Source organism: Amycolatopsis sp. cg13 (assembly GCF_041346965.1).
GTDB lineage: Bacteria > Actinomycetota > Actinomycetes > Mycobacteriales > Pseudonocardiaceae > Amycolatopsis.
Genome location: NZ_CP166848.1, coordinates 63235 through 80093, shown reverse-complemented (window position 1 = coordinate 80093; position 16859 = coordinate 63235). Strand labels below are relative to the sequence as shown.

The 16859-nt window shown below is 70.1% G+C and carries 12 protein-coding genes; 9 read left to right on the top strand and 3 right to left on the bottom strand.

Translation table 11 applies throughout. From position 1 onward, the window contains the following. Positions 1-165 precede the first annotated feature (165 nt). From AB5I40_RS00305 to AB5I40_RS00280, 6 genes are all read left to right on the top strand, one after another. Entirely contained in the window at positions 166-1323 is a 1158-nt protein-coding gene (locus AB5I40_RS00305; RefSeq protein ID WP_370936378.1) for an NAD-dependent epimerase/dehydratase family protein, read from the top strand. A gap of 186 nt (positions 1324-1509) precedes the next feature. Then, positions 1510-2784 carry an SWIM zinc finger family protein gene (locus AB5I40_RS00300; protein ID WP_370940428.1) on the top strand — a complete coding sequence of 425 codons (1275 nt, stop codon included), beginning with the start codon at positions 1510-1512 and terminating at the stop codon, positions 2782-2784. Beyond that, positions 2781-4223, top strand: coding sequence for a DUF5691 domain-containing protein (locus AB5I40_RS00295; protein ID WP_370936377.1), 1443 nt, complete (start codon positions 2781-2783; stop codon positions 4221-4223). The genes AB5I40_RS00300 and AB5I40_RS00295 overlap by 4 nt, the downstream gene beginning before the upstream one ends. Further along, positions 4220-5305, top strand: coding sequence for an AAA family ATPase (locus tag AB5I40_RS00290; RefSeq protein WP_354745875.1), 1086 nt, complete (start codon positions 4220-4222; stop codon positions 5303-5305). The genes AB5I40_RS00295 and AB5I40_RS00290 overlap by 4 nt, the downstream gene beginning before the upstream one ends. Next, on the top strand, positions 5302-7482 hold the full coding sequence (locus AB5I40_RS00285) for a DUF5682 family protein (protein WP_370936376.1): 2181 nt from the start codon (positions 5302-5304) through the stop codon (positions 7480-7482). The genes AB5I40_RS00290 and AB5I40_RS00285 overlap by 4 nt, the downstream gene beginning before the upstream one ends. Continuing rightward, positions 7479-8639 carry a VWA domain-containing protein gene (locus AB5I40_RS00280; protein ID WP_370936375.1) on the top strand — a complete coding sequence of 387 codons (1161 nt, stop codon included), beginning with the start codon at positions 7479-7481 and terminating at the stop codon, positions 8637-8639. The genes AB5I40_RS00285 and AB5I40_RS00280 overlap by 4 nt, the downstream gene beginning before the upstream one ends. 201 nt (positions 8640-8840) lie before the next feature. On the opposite strand, the gene AB5I40_RS00275 is transcribed toward AB5I40_RS00280, so the two are convergent. After that, on the bottom strand, positions 8841-9731 hold the full coding sequence (locus tag AB5I40_RS00275; protein WP_370936374.1) for a MerR family transcriptional regulator: 891 nt from the start codon (positions 9729-9731) through the stop codon (positions 8841-8843). Positions 9732-9775: 44 nt separating this feature from the next. Between AB5I40_RS00275 and AB5I40_RS00270 the strand changes: the two genes are divergently transcribed. The 3 genes from AB5I40_RS00270 to AB5I40_RS00260 all read left to right on the top strand — a co-directional run bounded on the left by AB5I40_RS00270 (position 9776) and on the right by AB5I40_RS00260 (position 12216). Next, entirely contained in the window at positions 9776-10519 is a 744-nt protein-coding gene (locus tag AB5I40_RS00270) for a maleylpyruvate isomerase family mycothiol-dependent enzyme (protein ID WP_370936373.1), read from the top strand. A 359-nt stretch (positions 10520-10878) separates the two neighbouring features. Then, complete coding sequence (locus AB5I40_RS00265; RefSeq protein WP_370936371.1) at positions 10879-11334, top strand: helix-turn-helix transcriptional regulator; 456 nt, start codon at positions 10879-10881, stop codon at positions 11332-11334. Positions 11335-11772: 438 nt separating this feature from the next. Then, positions 11773-12216 carry a VOC family protein gene (locus AB5I40_RS00260; protein WP_370936370.1) on the top strand — a complete coding sequence of 148 codons (444 nt, stop codon included), beginning with the start codon at positions 11773-11775 and terminating at the stop codon, positions 12214-12216. Positions 12217-12912: 696 nt separating this feature from the next. On the opposite strand, the gene AB5I40_RS00255 is transcribed toward AB5I40_RS00260, so the two are convergent. Together AB5I40_RS00255 and AB5I40_RS00250 are read right to left on the bottom strand one after the other, a co-directional pair. Then, the gene (locus AB5I40_RS00255; protein WP_370936369.1) at positions 12913-14376 is read right to left on the bottom strand and encodes a flavin-containing monooxygenase; all 1464 of its coding nucleotides are present in this window, start codon (positions 14374-14376) and stop codon (positions 12913-12915) included. 109 nt (positions 14377-14485) lie between these two features. After that, the gene (locus AB5I40_RS00250; protein ID WP_370936368.1) at positions 14486-16804 is read right to left on the bottom strand and encodes a polysaccharide lyase 8 family protein; all 2319 of its coding nucleotides are present in this window, start codon (positions 16802-16804) and stop codon (positions 14486-14488) included. Positions 16805-16859: the final 55 nt, after the last annotated feature.

Genomic DNA, 16859 nt, shown 5'->3' with positions numbered 1-16859 from the left:
GCCGGCTCCGCCGCGCGACCCCCCGGCCCACAGCGGATTCACAGCTGACTGCCAGCCGAACATCAGCGGTCGGCGATTAGGTTCGGATCTGCCACGCGACACCGCGCGCCGTGTTACAACGAAACGCCGCGCTTGTCGCGAAGACGAAAGGAAAGGGTGCTCCGGATGCGAGTGCTGGTTCTCGGCGGTGACGGTTACCTAGGCTGGCCCACTGCGCTCCACCTGTCCGACAGAGGCCACGAAGTGGCTGTCCTGGACAACTTCGCGCGGCGGCAGTACGACGTCGAGCTCGGAGCCGAGAGCCTCGTCCCGATCGAAGACCTGAGCACCCGCACCGACGCGTGGCACGCGGTGTCCGGAAAGCGGATCGCGAGCTACGAAGGCGACCTGCTCGACGCGGAATTCCTCTTCGAAGCGGTGCGCGATTTCCGTCCTTCCGCGATCGTGCATTTCGCCGAACAGCGGTCCGCGCCGTATTCGATGATCGACCGCGAGCACGCGGTCTACACGCAGCACAACAACGTCGTCGGCAACCTGAACCTGCTGTACGCGATCGCCGAGATCGACCCGGACATCCACCTGGTCAAACTGGGCACGATGGGCGAGTACGGCACCCCGAACATCGACATCGAGGAAGGCTGGCTCGAGGTCGAGCACAACGGCCGCCGCGACCGGATGCTGTACCCGAAGAAACCAGGCTCGTTCTACCACCTGTCGAAGGTCCACGACTCGCACAACATCGAGTTCGCCTGCCGGATCTGGGACCTGCGCGCGACTGACCTCAACCAGGGCGTCGTGTACGGCCAGCAGACGCCGCAGACCGCGCTCGACCCCCGGCTGGCCACGCGGTTCGACTACGACGCGGTGTTCGGCACGGTGCTCAACCGGTTCGTCATCCAGGCCGTTCTCGGCCAGCCGCTCACGGTGTACGGCAAGGGCGGGCAGACGCGCGGGCTGATCGACATCCGCGACACCGTCGAATGCATCCGGCTCGCCGTGGAGAATCCGGCCGAGCGGGGCGAGTTCCGGGTGTTCAACCAGATGACCGAGAGCCTGTCGGTGCGGGAGATCGCCGAACTCGTCGCCGAGCGCTTCCCCGGGCCGGTGCAGATCGAGAACCTGGACAACCCGCGGGTCGAGCAGCCCGAGCACTACTACAACGTCAAGCACACCGGGCTGGTCGGGCTGGGACTGGAGCCGCACCTGCTGTCGGACACGCTGATCGAGTCGATGTTCGACATCGTGGGGGCGAACAAGCACCGGGTGAACGACGAGCGGCTGCGTCCGACGGTGCGCTGGCGCGGGGCGGTCGAAGCGTCCTGACCTCGGGCCGGGCCGTTCTGGTCTCGCGCCGGGAAGTCCCGCGCGCCGCCTCGTTCCGCCGCCGTCGCGGAAATTGTCGGTGGCGGGTGGGATGCTCTTCGGGTCAGCCCCTCGAGGGGTCGGAACCGGGAGAGCGGCAAGGAAAACGTGGGGGACGAAGCAGCGGCGCGGTGGAGCCCGGAGCGGGTGCTCGAACTCGCGCCGGACGCCGCGTCGGCGAAAGCCGGGCGCGGGCAGGCGGCGCCGGCGAAGTGGTCGGACGCGGGCGCGTCGGGCCGTGCCGTCTGGGGCGCGTGCCAGGGCAGCGGGAAGCGGCCGTACCAGACGACGGTGGAAACGGCCGGGCCCGCGTTCCGGTGCACCTGCCCGAGCCGGAAGTTCCCGTGCAAGCACGCGCTAGGGTTGCTGTTGCTCTGGTCGGAGGGACAACTCCCCCGCGCGGAGGAGCCCGGATGGGTGCACCAATGGCTCGACGAACGGGCCGCGCGAGCGGAGCGGGCCGAGAAGAAGACGGACGCGCCGAAGGATCTCGAGGCGGCGGCCAAGCGGGCGCAGGAGCGGCTCGCGCGCGTCACCGCCGGGGCCGCTGAGCTGCGCGGATGGCTCGCCGATCGGGTGTCCGCCGGGTTCGCGACGTTCGAACGCGGCGGCGCCGACGAGCTGTACACGGTCGCGTCGCGCATGGTCGACGCGCAAGCTCCCGGGCTGGCGAACGGCCTGCGCCGGGCCGCCGCGCTGGTCGGCCGCAGCCGGGACTGGCCGGATCGGCTGCTGGCCGAGTTGTCGCTGGTGTACGTGCTCGCGGACGCGGCTAATCGGCTGGAATCGCTGCCTGCCGGGCTCGCCGACACGGTCCGGACCCGGCTCGGGTTTTCGGTAGGCAACGCGCAGGTGCTGGAGTCCGGCGAACGCGTGCCGGACCAATGGCTGGTCACCGGCGCGATCGACGAGGAACAGGACTCGCTGCGCAGCAGGCGCACGTGGCTGCGGGGCAAACGCAGCGGCCGGGATGCGCTGGTGCTGTCGTTCGCGCCGCCCGGGCGTCCGCTGGACAGTTCGCTGCCGCCCGGGTTCGAGGTCGCCGGGGAGCTGGTGTTCCACCCGGGCGCGGTGCCGCTGCGGGCGGTGTTCGACCATCGAGAGGAGCCCGCAGTCCCGGTGAGCGGTCCGGTTGGCGGCACTTGTGCTTCGGCGCTCGCCGACCATGCTGCCGCGCTCGCGGCTGATCCTTGGCTGGACCGGTGGCCGGTGCTGCTGTCCGATCTCCGCCCGGCGCGGCACGGGGACGGCTGGGCACTGTCCGATGTAGACGGTGCGGCGCTGCCGTTGGCGCCCACGGTGGATCCTTGGCCGCTGCTGGCCCTCGCGGCGGAGCAACCGGTGACGGTGGCCGCGGAATGGACGACGGCGGGGTTGCGGCCGTTGAGCTGCTGGCATCGCGACGGGATGGTGCGACTGTGACTGCCTGGAACGACCTCGTCAGCACCGTGCTCCTCGGCACTCGCCGCAGAACCCTCGACCCTGCCGGATTACCGCCCGGGGTAAAGGAAATCGCCGAACAACGCATCGAACCCGCCGACCAGGCGCTCGTCGCCGCGGCGGCGTACACCGGGTATCGCCGGGCCGGGCAGCAACCGCTCACCGGCATCGAACCCGAACCCGCCGCGGCAGCGGACAACCGCCCGCTCATCCCGGCCGTCGCGCGGGCGCGGCTCGTGCACCTGCTGTCGGCCAACCGGCCGGAACTGGTCGAGGAATGGCTCACCACGGTGGCGGGCAAGGGATTCCGCGTCCCGGCCGATCGGTTGCCCGCGCTGGCCGACGCGGCGCGGAGCCGGGTGTCGCTGCGGGCGCCGCTCGCCACGGTCGCCGGGCCGGTCGGGGCGTGGCTCGGCGAGCGGAATCCGGAGTGGGCGTTCCTGGTCGCCGCAGCGGACGACACCAGCGACAACGCCTGGCAGTTCGGCACCGCCGCCCGACGGCAGGCCTGGCTGGAACGCGTGCTCGTCGCCGAACCCGCCCGCGCCCGGGAGACGCTCGCCGCGGCCTGGGGCAACGAACCAGCCGACGTCCGCGCGACTTTACTGACCCTGCTCGGCGAACATCTCACCGACGAGGACGAGCCGTTCGTCGAAGCCGCGCTCGGCGACCGGGCGGCCGGGGTGCGCGAGATCGCGTTGCGGCTGATCGGCCGGTATCCCGATTCGGCGTCCGGCGAGCGGATGATCGAACGGCTGCGGGCCTGCGTCACCGTGCGCAGCCGCGCGCTGCGGGCCGACGTCCTCGAATTCACCCCGCCCGAGCCGGACGACGACCTGATCCGCGACGGCATCCGTGTCCCGCCCGGTCCCGGGCAAGGCACCGCCCGGCTGCGCGCGATCATCGCCGCCACTCCCCTGCGGTTCTGGGCCGAGTACGGCAGCCCGGGCGAACTGGCCGGGATGCTCGTCGAAGGCCCGTCGCTGAACGTCGTGCGCGAAAGCTGGGCCACTGCCGCGCTTCGGCAACGCGACGAGCAGTGGGCGCAGGCCCTCGTCGAGGCCGAACCGGGCGGACGCAGCACCGCGGCACTCATCGGCGTGCTGTCGCCCGAACAGCAGGCCGCCACGGTCGCGAAGCTGACTCGCGGACTGCCGGTCGAAGCCCTCACCCGGCTCATCCTCGACCTGCCGCAGCCGTGGCCCGCCGCGCTCGGCACGGTGCTGCTCGACTGGGTCGCCGGGCAACGCGACCACCGGCTCGTCGCGCACGCGGCCGCGCTGATCGCGAAAGCCGTGCCCGTCGCCTGCCTCGGCCATCCGCTGGCCGAGATCCCGCTTCCCGGCGAGGCCGCCCCGTGGCGGCGCGCAGTCGCCGAAACCCTGTCCTTCCGCCGTGAAATGCACAAGGAGCTCGCATGACGTCCCCCGTCCTCCGGCCGCACGCCGAACAGGAATACGCCGGCGAACTGGCCGCTCTCGCCGCGGCCGACGACCGGGCGAAACCGCCGTCGTGGCGGCTGTCCCCGTGGGCGGTCGTCACCTACCTGCTCGGCGGGAAACTCGACGACGGCACCGAGATCAGCCCCAAGTACGTCGGGCCGCGGCGGCTGATCGAGGTCGCGGTCGCCACCCTCGCCACCGACCGCGCGCTGCTCCTGCTCGGTGTGCCGGGCACGGCGAAAACCTGGGTGTCCGAGCACCTCGCGGCGGCGATCAGCGGCGACTCCACGCTGCTCGTCCAAGGCACCGCGGGCACCTCCGAGGAACAGATCCGGTACGGCTGGAACTACGCGCGGCTCATCGCCGAGGGTCCGAGCGACCAGGCCCTGGTCGAAAGCCCGGTGCTGCGCGCGATGCGGGACGGCAAGGTCGCGCGGCTCGAAGAGCTCACCCGCATCCCGGCGGACGTGCAGGACTCGCTGATCACCATCCTGTCCGAGAAGACGCTGCCGATCCCCGAACTGGGCGCCGAAGTCCAGGCGCGGCCCGGGTTCACGCTGGTGGCCACGGCGAACAACCGGGACAAGGGCGTCAACGAGCTGTCGAGCGCGCTGCGCCGGCGGTTCAACACCGTGGTGCTCCCGCTGCCGGACACCGCCGAGGCCGAGGTGGACATCGTCCGGCGGCGGGTCGGGCAGCTGGGCGCCGCGCTGTCGCTGCCCGCCGAAGCCGCCGATCTCGCCGAAATCCGCCGCGTGGTCACGGTTTTCCGCGAACTGCGCGCCGGTCGCACCGAAGACGGCCGCACCGCGGTGAAGACCCCGTCGGGCACTCTGTCGACGGCGGAAGCGATCAGCGTGCTCACCGGCGGACTCGCGCTGGCCGCGCACTTCGGCGACGGCGTGCTGCGCGCGCAGGACGTCGCGGCCGGGATTCACGGTGCGGTGGTGAAGGATCCGGTGGCCGACAGCGCGATCTGGAGCGAGTACCTGGAAACCGTCGTGCGCGAGCGGGAGGGCTGGGCCGACTTCTACCGGGCAGGCCAGGAGATCGCCGGATGACCACTCATCTCCTCGGGATCCGGCACCACGGTCCCGGTTCGGCGCGGGCGGTGGCCGCCCGGCTCGCCGAACTGGAACCGGACGTGGTGCTGATCGAGGGACCGCCGGAAGCGGACCAGCTCGTCGATCTCGCCGCGGACGACGACATGCGGCCGCCGGTCGCGTTGCTGGCGTACGCGTCCGACGACGTGTCGCGCGCGGCGTTCTGGCCGTTCGCGGTGTTCAGCCCGGAATGGCAGGCGCTGCGGTACGCCGCCGCGGCCGGCGTCCCGGTGAAGTTCTGCGATCTCCCGGCCGCACACCAATTCGCGCTCGGCGAGGAACGGACCGCGCCCCGCGCCGACCCGCTCGCGGAACTCGCCGCGGCGGGCGGGTACGACGATCCGGAACGCTGGTGGGACGACTTCGTCGAGTCCCGCCGGGGCGAGGAATCGCCGTTCGAGGTGATCGCCGACGCGATGACCGCGCTGCGCGAGGGCGAGCGGCCGGACGATCCGCACGAGCAGCGGCGCGAGGCGTACATGCGGAACGTGCTGCGCAAGACGCGGAAGGAAGGCTACGAACGGATCGCCGTGGTCTGCGGGGCCTGGCACGTGCCCGCGCTGGCCGATCCGCTGCCGCCCGCGGCCAAGGACCAGGCTGTCCTCAAAGGACTTCCGAAGCGGAAGGTCGTGTGCACGTGGGTGCCGTGGACGCACGGCAGGCTCGCGTCGGTCACCGGCTACGGCGCGGGCGTCCGCTCCCCCGGCTGGTATCACCACCTGTTCAGCACCGCCGACGACGTCACCACCCGGTGGCTCACCGCCGTCGCCGGAGTGCTGCGCGAGGAAGACCTGCCCGTCTCCACCGCGCACGTGATCGAAGCAGTGCGGCTGGCGGACACGCTGGCCGCACTGCGCGGGCGGTCGTCGGCGGGGTTGGCCGAGGTCGACGCCGCCACCCGCGCGGTCCTGTGCGGAGGTGACGACGTCCAGGCCGACCTGGTCACCCGGCGGCTCGTGGTCGGCGAGCTGCTCGGCGAGGTGCCCGACAGCGTTCCGCAAGCGCCGCTGGCCGCCGACCTGATCGCCACCGCCCGGCGGCTCCGGCTCAAACGCGAACCGCAAGCCCGCGAACTCGATCTGGACCTGCGCACCCCCGGCGGCCTGGACCGCTCCCGCCTGCTGCACCGCCTGCAGATCCTCGGCATCCCTTGGGGCGAACCGGAACTGTCCTCGGTGCGGAACAAGGGCACCTTCCGCGAGACCTGGACCCTGTGCTGGGAACCAGGTTTCGAGGTCGACCTGGTCGCGGCCGCCGTCCACGGAACCACCGTGCCCGCCGCCGCCGCCGCGGTCGTGCGCGAAACCGTCGCCGAATCTCCCCCGCTCGCCGACATCACCGCCGCGGTAGAACGCTGTCTTCTGGCCGATCTGGGCGACGCCCTGCCGGAAACCCTTGCCGCACTGGACACCCGCGCCGCCGCCGACGCGGACGTCGCGCACCTCATGACGGCTCTGCCTCCGCTCGCGCGGGCGACCCGCTACGGCGACGTCCGCGGCACCGACACCGGACGGCTTCGAGAAGTCGCCGACCGGATCCTCACCCGGGTCTGCGCCGGGCTCCCGCCCGCGGTCCACGGCATCGACGAGGAGGCCGCCGCGCAGTTCTGCGAACTGGTCGACGACGTCCACGAAGCCACCGATCTCCTTGGCGACGCCTCCCGCGACCGCTGGTTCACTGCCCTCTCCCGACTGTCCGCTCGCGACTCCCTGCCGCCGCTGCTGGCAGGCCGCATCGTGCGCCTCCTGCACGACGCCGACCTGCTAGACGGCGCAGAGGTCGAACTCCGGCTGGGCCGCGAGCTCACTCCCGGCGTCGCACCGACCGACGGCGCCGCCTACGTCGAAGGCTTCTTCTCGGGCGGCGCGCTCCTGCTGGTCCACGACGAACGCATGCTGCGCGTCGTCGACACCTGGCTGACCTCGATCCCGCCCGAGGTCTTCACCGAGATACTTCCCTTGCTGCGCCGCACTTTCGGTGCCTTCGCCGGTCCCGAGAAACGCGCGATCGGCGAACGCGCCGCCACCCTGTCCGGCGCTCGCCGGGTCGAGTCCACAGTGGTCGAAGACCTGGACGAAATCCGCGCCGCAGCAGCCCTGCCGGTCTTCGCCACCCTCCTGGGAGCCGCCCCGTGACCACCGATCCCGAACGTCTCCGCCGCTGGCGCCTAGTGCTGGGCGGCGACTCCGACGGCACCGGCCACGCACTGTCCGAAGGGGACACCGGTGTCGACAACGTGCTGGCCGCCCTCTACGACGAGCGCCCCAAGAACCCGCGCGGCAGCGGCGACCGCAGCGGTGGTCTGCAAGCCTCCGCGCCGCGCGTCGCCCGCTGGCTGGGCGACATCCGGAAGTACTTCCCCGGCTCGGTCGTGCAAGTCATGCAACGCGACGCCGTGGACCGGCTCGGCATCACCCGGATGCTCCTTGAACCGGAGCTGCTGAGCGCCGTCGAACCGGATGTCCACCTAGTCGGCACCCTGTTGTCCCTCAACAATGTTTTGCCGGAGGAGACAAAGGAAACCGCCCGCACCGTCGTACGCAAGGTCGTGACGGAGTTGGAGGAACGCCTGGCCGAACGCACCCGAGCAGCGGTACGCGGTGCCCTGGACCGCGCGGCCCGCACCCAGCGCCCCCGAGGCGCGGACATCGACTGGAACCGCACCGTCCGCCGGAATCTGAAGCACTACTCGCCCGAGCTGAAAACCATTGTGCCCGAACAGCTTTTCGGCTTCGGCCGCCGAGAACAAAGCGTCCGGCGCGACGTGATCCTGGCCGTCGACCAGTCCGGCTCGATGGCAGAATCCGTGGTGTACTCCGGCGTCTTCGGCGCGGCCCTGGCCTCGATGCGCGCGCTGAGCACGAAATTCGTCGCCTTCGACACCGCGGTCGCCGACCTCTCCGACCATCTGGACGACCCTGTCGACGTCCTGTTCGGCACCCAGCTGGGCGGCGGCACCGACATCAACCGCGCGTTGGCGTACTGCCAAGGACTGGTCGAGCGCCCGGAACAGACACTCCTGGTGCTGATCAGCGACCTGTACGAAGGCGGAGTGCGCGACGACCTGCTGCGCCGGGTCGCGGACCTGGTCGGTTCCGGGGTGCAGGTGGTCACGCTGCTGGCGCTGTCGGACTCCGGAGCGCCGTTCTACGACCACGAGAACGCGGCCGCGCTCACCGAGCTGGGGGTTCCCGCTTTCGCCTGCACGCCGGACCTTTTCCCGGACCTGATGGCAGCCGCGCTCCGAAGGGAGGACTTGAGCCGCTGGGCGGCCGCGGCGACCGCGCAATAACCCGGAACGCCACGCTGAGTGCGCAGGGACCCAGGCGCGGGCTGACAGGCGAATACCGAGGGGCTCGGCGCGCGCGACATCCTGCGGCACAAGGTTCGCCTTCCGCGGACAGTTCCGTCGCGCTGTTGTCGCTTGACTGGTGGGCGCCCTTCCTGCCTTGCGGTGAAGTGGACACCAGACGCGCCCGCTGCCCGGAAAGTCTCAGCCGGCCGAGCGATCCAGTGCGTCCAGCAGCCAGGTGTGCGCGACTCCGACCGGCACGGCTTCACCGGTGATCTCCCCCGCGAGATGCCAGTAGCGGCGTACCTGCGGATGCCGGTCGGCGGCCGTGCGCCGCCGCAGCACGCCCCGGAACTCCGGGGTGTCGCCGGTGCCGGACGCGGCGGCGTGGGCCGCGGCGAACAGATCGAGCGCAGGCCCCGGTTCCGGTCGTGCTCCCGCCGCCACCTGCGGAGACGCCAGCTCGCACGCCGCGCCGACGCCGTCGTGGAGAGCGCCGAGGCGAGTGACCAGCGTGCTGGTCCGCAGCCGGGCGGCGAACGCTCGGTCGGCGGCGAGCAGCACTAGCTCGGCGTACGCGACGACCTGCGCCGGAGTCGGCAGCTCAGGGGGCTGCGGCGCACTCACGGCGAGGAACATGTCGGCCGTGTCCGGCGGAACCGTGCCGGTGACCATCGGGTGCCAGAGGCGGACGAGGGCCTCGTGCCCGGCGGAGCCATCTGTCACGGCGTACAGCAGCTCGAGCCGAGCAGCTCGGTCGGCAGGCGGTGCCTCTTCGACGGCGCGGAGAGCTGCGCGCCGCCAGGCCAGCGTCGTCACCTCGCGGTCGAGCGCGGCGCGCTCGGCGGCCGCTGCCTCGACGAGGGAGCGCTCTCCGGCGAGGACGTCCGCGATCGAATTCAGGCTCAGCCCGAGTCCGCGCATCCGCCGCACCAGGTTCAGGCGGTGCACCTGCGCCGGGTCGAACCGGCGGTGCCCGCCGGCGCTGCGTGCCGAGGTCAGCAGTCCTTCGTCGCAGTAGAAGCGGATCGTGCGGACGGGCACGCCGGTGCGCCGCGCCAGGTCGCCGATTCCGAGTGTGTCGCCGGTCACTTCCGATGGAACCTCCAGCCGGGTGGAGTTCCTACGGTACGGCCATGGATCTCGATACCGCACGATTTGTCCAAGGCTTGCACGACCATACCGCCGGGTTCGCGAAGGCGGTGGCCGGCGCGGATCCGGAGACTCCGGCGCCCACCTGCCCGGAATGGCCGCTGCGAGTGCTGGCCGGGCACGTCGGGCAGGCGCACCGCTGGGCGGCGGGCCTGATCCGGTCAGGCCCGGCCCCGGTGCCGGACCCGTTCGAAGCGGACCCCGGCGCGCCCGGCGAGTGGTCCGGCTGGCTGCACGCGGGAGCCGCGGAACTCGCCGCCGCGGTGCTCGCCGCCGCCGACAGTCCAGTGTGGACATTCTTCGGCCCGCGACCGGCGACGTTCTGGCTGCGCCGCATGCTCCACGACACGACGGTGCACCACGCGGACGCGGCCCTTGCCACCGGAACCGCGTTCGAGATCGCTCCGGACCTCGCGGACGACGCGATCAGCGAGTGGCTGGAAATGCTGTCCCACCCGGTCATGGCGACGCTGAGACCAGCTTTCGCGGCACTGCGCGGCACCGGCCAAACGCTCCAGCTCCGCCCCGGCGCCGGAGTGGGCTGGCTCATCACCCGCACCCCCGCCGGTGTGCGGTGGACGCGGGCCACGGACACCGCGGACGTGACCCTGACGGGTTCCGCCGGAGATCTCCTGCTCGTGCTCACCCGACGGCTGCCACCCGGCCAGGTCACGATCACCGGCGACCACGACCTGGCCGACCACTGGCTGGCGCACACAGCGGCGTGAGGCTTCGGCGGTTCGGAAGCCGACGTGCTCGATGCCTGGCTCAGGAGCTCAGGAGACGGAGCAAGGCAGGCGGGCGGACGGCGAAGACCGCCGGACACACCATGAGCGGCCTCGGCTGCCCGGCGAGACCGGAGCCGCTGGCGTGGCACAAGTCTTGGCCAACACTGGCAGCCTCGAACTCCCCGCGAGCCCGCAGCCGCTGACACGGCACAAGTCTTGGCCAACACTGGCGGTCTCGGACTCCCGGCGAGCCCGAGACCGCGTCGGTGGCGCAGACGTCACCGCCGACGCACACGGGCAGGCCCAGCGTCCCAGCCAGCCCGAGAGCGCTGCCCCGGCGGCTGTGTCACCATCGGGAAATGGGAACCACCCCCGGCCCGGCGCCCGCGGTCCCGCTTTCGCAGCTGCGGCAGCTGCGCCTGGCCAAGGACGCCATGGACCGCGACTGGGCCGGACCCCTCGACCTGGACGCGATCGCCGCGCACGCCGGGTACTCGCGTTACCACTTCGTGCGCCTTTTCCGCGCCGTGTACGGGCAGACACCCGGACAGTATCTGAGCCGCCGCCGGATCGAACGCGCGGAGGATTTGCTGCGGACCGCCGACCTGTCCGTCACCGAAATCTGCGCGCTAGTCGGGTTCAGCAGTCTCGGATCGTTCTCCGCGAGCTTCAAGAAACACACCGGCCTGACCCCGAGCGAATACCGTGCCCGACATGTCAGCCAGGGCTCAGCCCTCGTCCCCGGGTGTTACGCGCTTTTGTGGCACGGCGGGTTCAAGGGACTGTCGCAGACGTCCAAACCGGGTCCTGAGTGACGAAGTCCCTGGCGCGTCGATCTCACGGACGTCCTGGAGCCGTCGCCGAGCAAGGACCGCGCCTCGACTGACCTCGGATCCCGCCGCGGGCCGATCTCGTGGATGTGCGGTGACGAAGCCGTTGCCGGCCAAGGAAACAGGCCTTGTTCGCGCGGATCACCGCCGACGTTGGGCGCGGCCGTGAAGCAAGGGGGGTGACCGGCACTGCCGAGACGCCACCCAGACGATGTCGAATTCGTCGCCCTCCTGGTCCTGCATGGCGGCGGCGTAGTGCCCCAGGTCCGGCTCGTCGTTGATCCGCAGCACCGTGGCACCGGTACGTAGCCGCGACGCCCGGCCAAGGACCGCAATTTTCAAGAAGCCGAGCGGCCCCCGCAGTAACTACGGTTGATCACAGAGAGCGGGCGAACAGCGCCTGCCGGACACAAGGAGTCAGCTGTGATCAAGGGCCTGTCCATCGCCAACGTCTGGGTCCTCGACCATGACCGGGCCAAGGAGTTCTACACCGGGAAGCTCGGCCTGGAAGTCCGCACCGACATGACAATGGGAGACGGCGGGATGCGCTGGCTGACCGTCGGGGCCAAGGACCAGCCTGACCTGGAGATCACGCTGATGGTCCCGGGCGCGCCGGCGCTCGACCCGGAATCGGCCGAAGCGCTGAAGAAGCTCGTCGCGAAGGGAGTGCTGGGAGCCGGGGTTTTCGGGACCGACGACATCCACGCCGACTACAAAGCCCTGAAGGCACGCGGCGTCGAGTTCGTGCAGGAACCGCAAGAACGTCCCTACGGCACTGAGGCCATCTTCCGCGACGATTCCGGCAACTGGTTCTCCTTCACCCAGCGCCGGGAAAACCTCGATCTGGACAAAGATTGGAGCTGTTGACGGACCGGTGCCGCGGCCGGACCGGCAGAATTTCAGCGGGACCGCGGCGGCCCCCTCGGCAGGTCATCGCGAAATGCCGAGAGGGGGCGGGGCCGGGAATTCGGCACCGTCGCGGTGCTTCGCTCGCCCGGTCGTCAGAAACGCCGAGCAGACCAGCCCGGAACGATCTCGGCAAGGCCTCCGCGGCTCCCCTCCACATCGCCGGAAAAGCCAACGGAAGCAAGAACAGCAGAGCTCGGCGCCATCGCGGCACTCCCCCGCCAGGCCATCAGCGGCGCCGAGCAGGCTGGGCCGGAAAGACCTCGGCACTACCGCCGCGCATCCCCGCAGAACCACGAAAATCGAGCAGCTCAGCAACGCCGAACAGACCAGGCCGAAAAGGACCTCCACACCACCGCCGCGCACCCCCGCAGAACCACGAAAGCCGAGCAGCACGGCAACGCCCAACAGACCACGCCGAAAAGGACCTCCACACCACCGCCGCCCGCCCCCGCAGAACCACGAAAGCCGAGCAGCACGGCAACGCCCAACAGACCACGCCGAAAAGGACCTCCACACCACCGCCGCGCACCCCCGCAGAACCACGAAAGCCGAGCAGCTCAGCAAAGCCCAACAGACCAGGCCGAAAAGGACCTCCGCACCACCGCCGCCCGCCCCCGCAGAATCACGAAAGCCGAGCAGCACGGAAACAGGAGGTCAAGCACTGCGCCGCGAAGCGCGCTTGAATCGCAGCACCCCGTCGTCGACTCGGCTCAGCCGGAGGTCGGCCGCGTCCAGTACGTAGTTTTGCCGCATCAGCCAGGGGCGGCGGTTGCCTTGACGGGGCAGGACTGAGGCGGCGCGCGTCAGGTAGCCCGATGTCAGGTCCATGATCGGTCGCCGCGTCGCGTCCGGGATTGCGGGAGGGAGGGGCACGCACGCATCGAACCCGTTGCGGGAAAGGTGGTTCAGCAAGCGGCACACGTAGCGGGAGACGAGGTCCGACCGCAGTGTCCAGGACGCGTTCACATAACCGAGGCACCACGCGAAGTTCGGCACCCCGCCTAGCATCATTCCCTTGTACACCAGCTGTTCCGAAGGCTCGATCGCCGCACCGTCCACGCGCAGGTCGATTCCGCCGAACGCGATCACCCGCAGGCCGGTCGCGGTGACGATCACGTCTGCGGGCAGTCGTGCGCCTGATTCCAGAGTGATGCCTTCGAGGGTGAAGCGATCGATCCGGTCGGTGACGATGTCCGCTTTTCCGCTGCGGAGCGCTTTGAAGAAGTCCGCACCGGGGGTCAGGCAGAGCCGCTGGTCCCAGGGTTGGTAGCGGGGCGAGAAGTGGGGATCTACCGGAATCGAAGGGGGCAATTGCTGAGCGGCCGCGTCCCGCAAGAAGGCTGCCGCGCGCTCGGGCTGCCGCCGGGAGAACTGGTAGAGCAGCGTCGTCACCAGGACGTTCTTTGCCCGTACGACGTGGTAGGCGAGTCGCGAAGGGAGATATTTCCGCAGGCGGCGGGCGAGTGAGTCCGTCCAGGGCCGAGAGAGGACGTAGCTTGGCGAGCGTTGCAGCATGGTCACGGACTCCGCGTGCGAAGCCAGTTCCGGCACCAAGGTCACGGCGGTGGCGCCGCTGCCGATGACGACGACTCGTTTGCCGGAGAGGTTCAGGTCCTCCGGCCAGAACTGTGGATGCACGATCTCGCCGCGGAACGCGTCGCGGCCCGGGAAATCGACGACGTGGCCGTTTTCGTAGCTGTAGTAGCCGCTGCAGAGGTACAAGAAAGAGCAGGTAAACACGAGAAGCTCGCCGTCGCGGGAGACCTCCACCGTCCAGCGGGCCGAGGCTGACGACCAGGACGCCCGAACTACCCGGTAGCCGAACCGGATGTGCTGGGAAATCCCGTAGTGCGCGGCGGTCTCCCGGATGTACTCCAGGATTTCCGCGCCGGACGCGATCGTCTGTTCCTTGCGCCACGGGCGGAACGGGTAGCCGAGCGTGAACATGTCCGAGTCGGAGCGCACGCCGGGGTACCGGAAGAGATCCCAGGTTCCGCCGATCGTGTCGCGCGCTTCGAGGATGGCGTACGTCCGGCCCGGCACCTGCTGCTGCAGCCGGCACGCCGCGCCGATGCCGGACAGTCCGGCTCCGACGACCAGGACATCGAAATGCGCCACAGTTCCTCCCCGCTCGGTACAGCTCCGCCCACTTTACGGCCGAGGCCGACTCAAGTGGGGCCCCGCCGGGCCAGGCCGGGAACCACCGGCCCGGCGGGGAAAACCGTGCTCACCGCAGGGGAACGATCTTGGTGGCGCCGAAGGTGTCCTTGAGCGGAACCTCCACGGTGCGCCGCCGCACCGTCACGCGGACGCTGTCCTGCAGCTGCGTCGGGTCGGAAACAGCGAGACTGTCCCTGCCGAGCGCCACCGAAGCGGGTCCTGAGACGGATACTTCGTCCACGGTACCCGCACTGTAGAAGTTTGCGAGCAGTGTGTTATCCCACAGCCGCAAGGCCTGGACAGCGGCCGTATTCGCCCGAACGCGCCACGAGAGCATCGAAGCGACAGTCCCCACCACCGAAGCGCCGGGCAGAACCGCGTACGCGTACTTCGCATCCACCGGCTTCGCGCCGTGCTCGATCACCAGTTTCTGGTACCGCCGCGTGTTCGGCGTCGTGGTGCCCTTCGTGTTGGCACCGGTGTCGACGTCGCGCCACGCGCCGACCCGGTCTTCGCGCAGTGCGGTGACCTCGGCGTTGTCGAGCAGGACGTACCCGCCGACGTGGTCGAGGTGCAGCCAGCGCGGCCGGTGCAACGCAGCCGAATCGCCGACCACGCGGGCGTCGGCCAGCAGCGTGCCGCGTCCGTTTTCGCCGAGGTTGCGGTTTTCGATCGTCGTCCGGACCGCTTGCCCGGACGTGTCGGTGATCCCCGCGCCGAGGCAGACGATGCCCGCCGGAGTGAAGAACCAGGACTTCTTCGCGGACAAAGAACCGTCTTCGGAGACGAAATCCATCGCGTACGCGCCGTGCCGAGCGTCCCAGCGCACGCCGCCGACGTGCGCTTTCGTCGTCAGCGGCGTCGCGGCCAGCGGTCCCGGCGGACCGGCCTTCGCGGTGGTGCCGGGCAGCAGCGACGGATCGACGGTCGGCCAATAGGCGTCCGAGTAGTGGCCTTTCGCGTGGGGAAGGAACAGATACAGCACTCCGTCGCCGACGTGCCAGCCGTGCAGGTTCATCCCGTTGATCGACTCGTAGCGCGAGATCCGCGTGGAGCCGACGCCGAGCGACGCGGACCATCCCTCGGTCACGTGCACCATCCGGTCCTGCTGCCCGAAAATCCGGTGAGTCGCGACGATCGGCGTGGGCCGAACGGGTCCGGCGAGCATATCCTGGGCGAACTCGATGCCCGGCGTCGCGACGAGATCCGGGCCCGGCGCGAACCGTTCGGGATCGGGGATTTCCAGGAACGGCGCGTACGTCCCTTCTTTGATCCATTTGGCGGCGAGGCCGGACAGTTCCGTCTTCACGGTTCCGGTCGCCGAGCGGGCGAGGACCAAAGTCGCGACGGTCAGCTGATGTCCGATGTCGTGCGCGGTTTCGCCCTGGCGCGACAGCATCCGCCCGCGCACCGGCTCCATCAGCGCGCCCGCGTAGACGAACGGCGCGAACGTGTCGCCGACCAGCGCGTACACCTTTTGCTTCAGGTCGTCCGGCAGCGCGTACTCGGTGCCTTCGGTGACGTGGATCGTCCCGGCGAGCGCGGTCAGCAGGACGATGCCGTAGTGCCCGGGGTACGGGATGGTGTCGTGCTGGATGAACGAACCGTCGGCGTGGAAACCGTCGCCCGCCGCGCGATTGAGCTTCGCCAGGACGTTCGCTGCTCCCCCGCCGGCGACGTCGGTGATCGCGTCGATGCCGGTGCGGATCCACGCGGTGTCGCCGGTCAGCGCGCCGGACACGATCGAGATCAGCGCCTTGTCCGCCCGGTTCGCGCCGGTTTCGACGACCTTCGGGTTGTTCGCGCGCAGGTTCGGGTTGCCGACGAACCGCTTGATCGGGCTGACATATCGCGCCGACTCTTCAGCGGTCAGCTGGTCGGCGACCGTGACGAGCGTGTGCAGCAGGTAGTACGGCACCCCGATTTCGTAGGTGTACCAGTTCCCGATCTCGCCGACCTGCGGGTTGTACTGGCTGGCGTAAATCAGCTCCAGCGCTTTCTTGATCCCGTCGAGCACCTTCGGGTCGCCGGAAAGCGTGCTGCCCGGAGTCCCCCAGTCGACGGCGATCGCGCGCAGCCGGGCGTACATCGACGTGGTGTAGTCGCTGCCCGGTCCGAGCGGCAGGTCAGTCCACAGTGGACCGTTTCCGGACACCGTCATGCTGTCGTAGTACGACTTCGCGACCCGGCCGAGGTTCTTCAACGCGGCCGAGCGTTCCGGCGACGGACGGTTGATGCCGGTCTGCAGCTCGCGGTAGCCGGCCACGATGGTCTTCAACGGATCGGCGGAAGGTGCGGCGAAGGCCGGGCGCGCGGTGGCGGCCAGCGCGACCGACGCGGCGGCGATGGCACCGCCACGCAGTGCGGTTCTGCGGTTAACGGGCATGACGGTGCCTCCCAGTGGGGTTGGTTGCGAGTGGCAATCCCGGTTAGAACCGGGA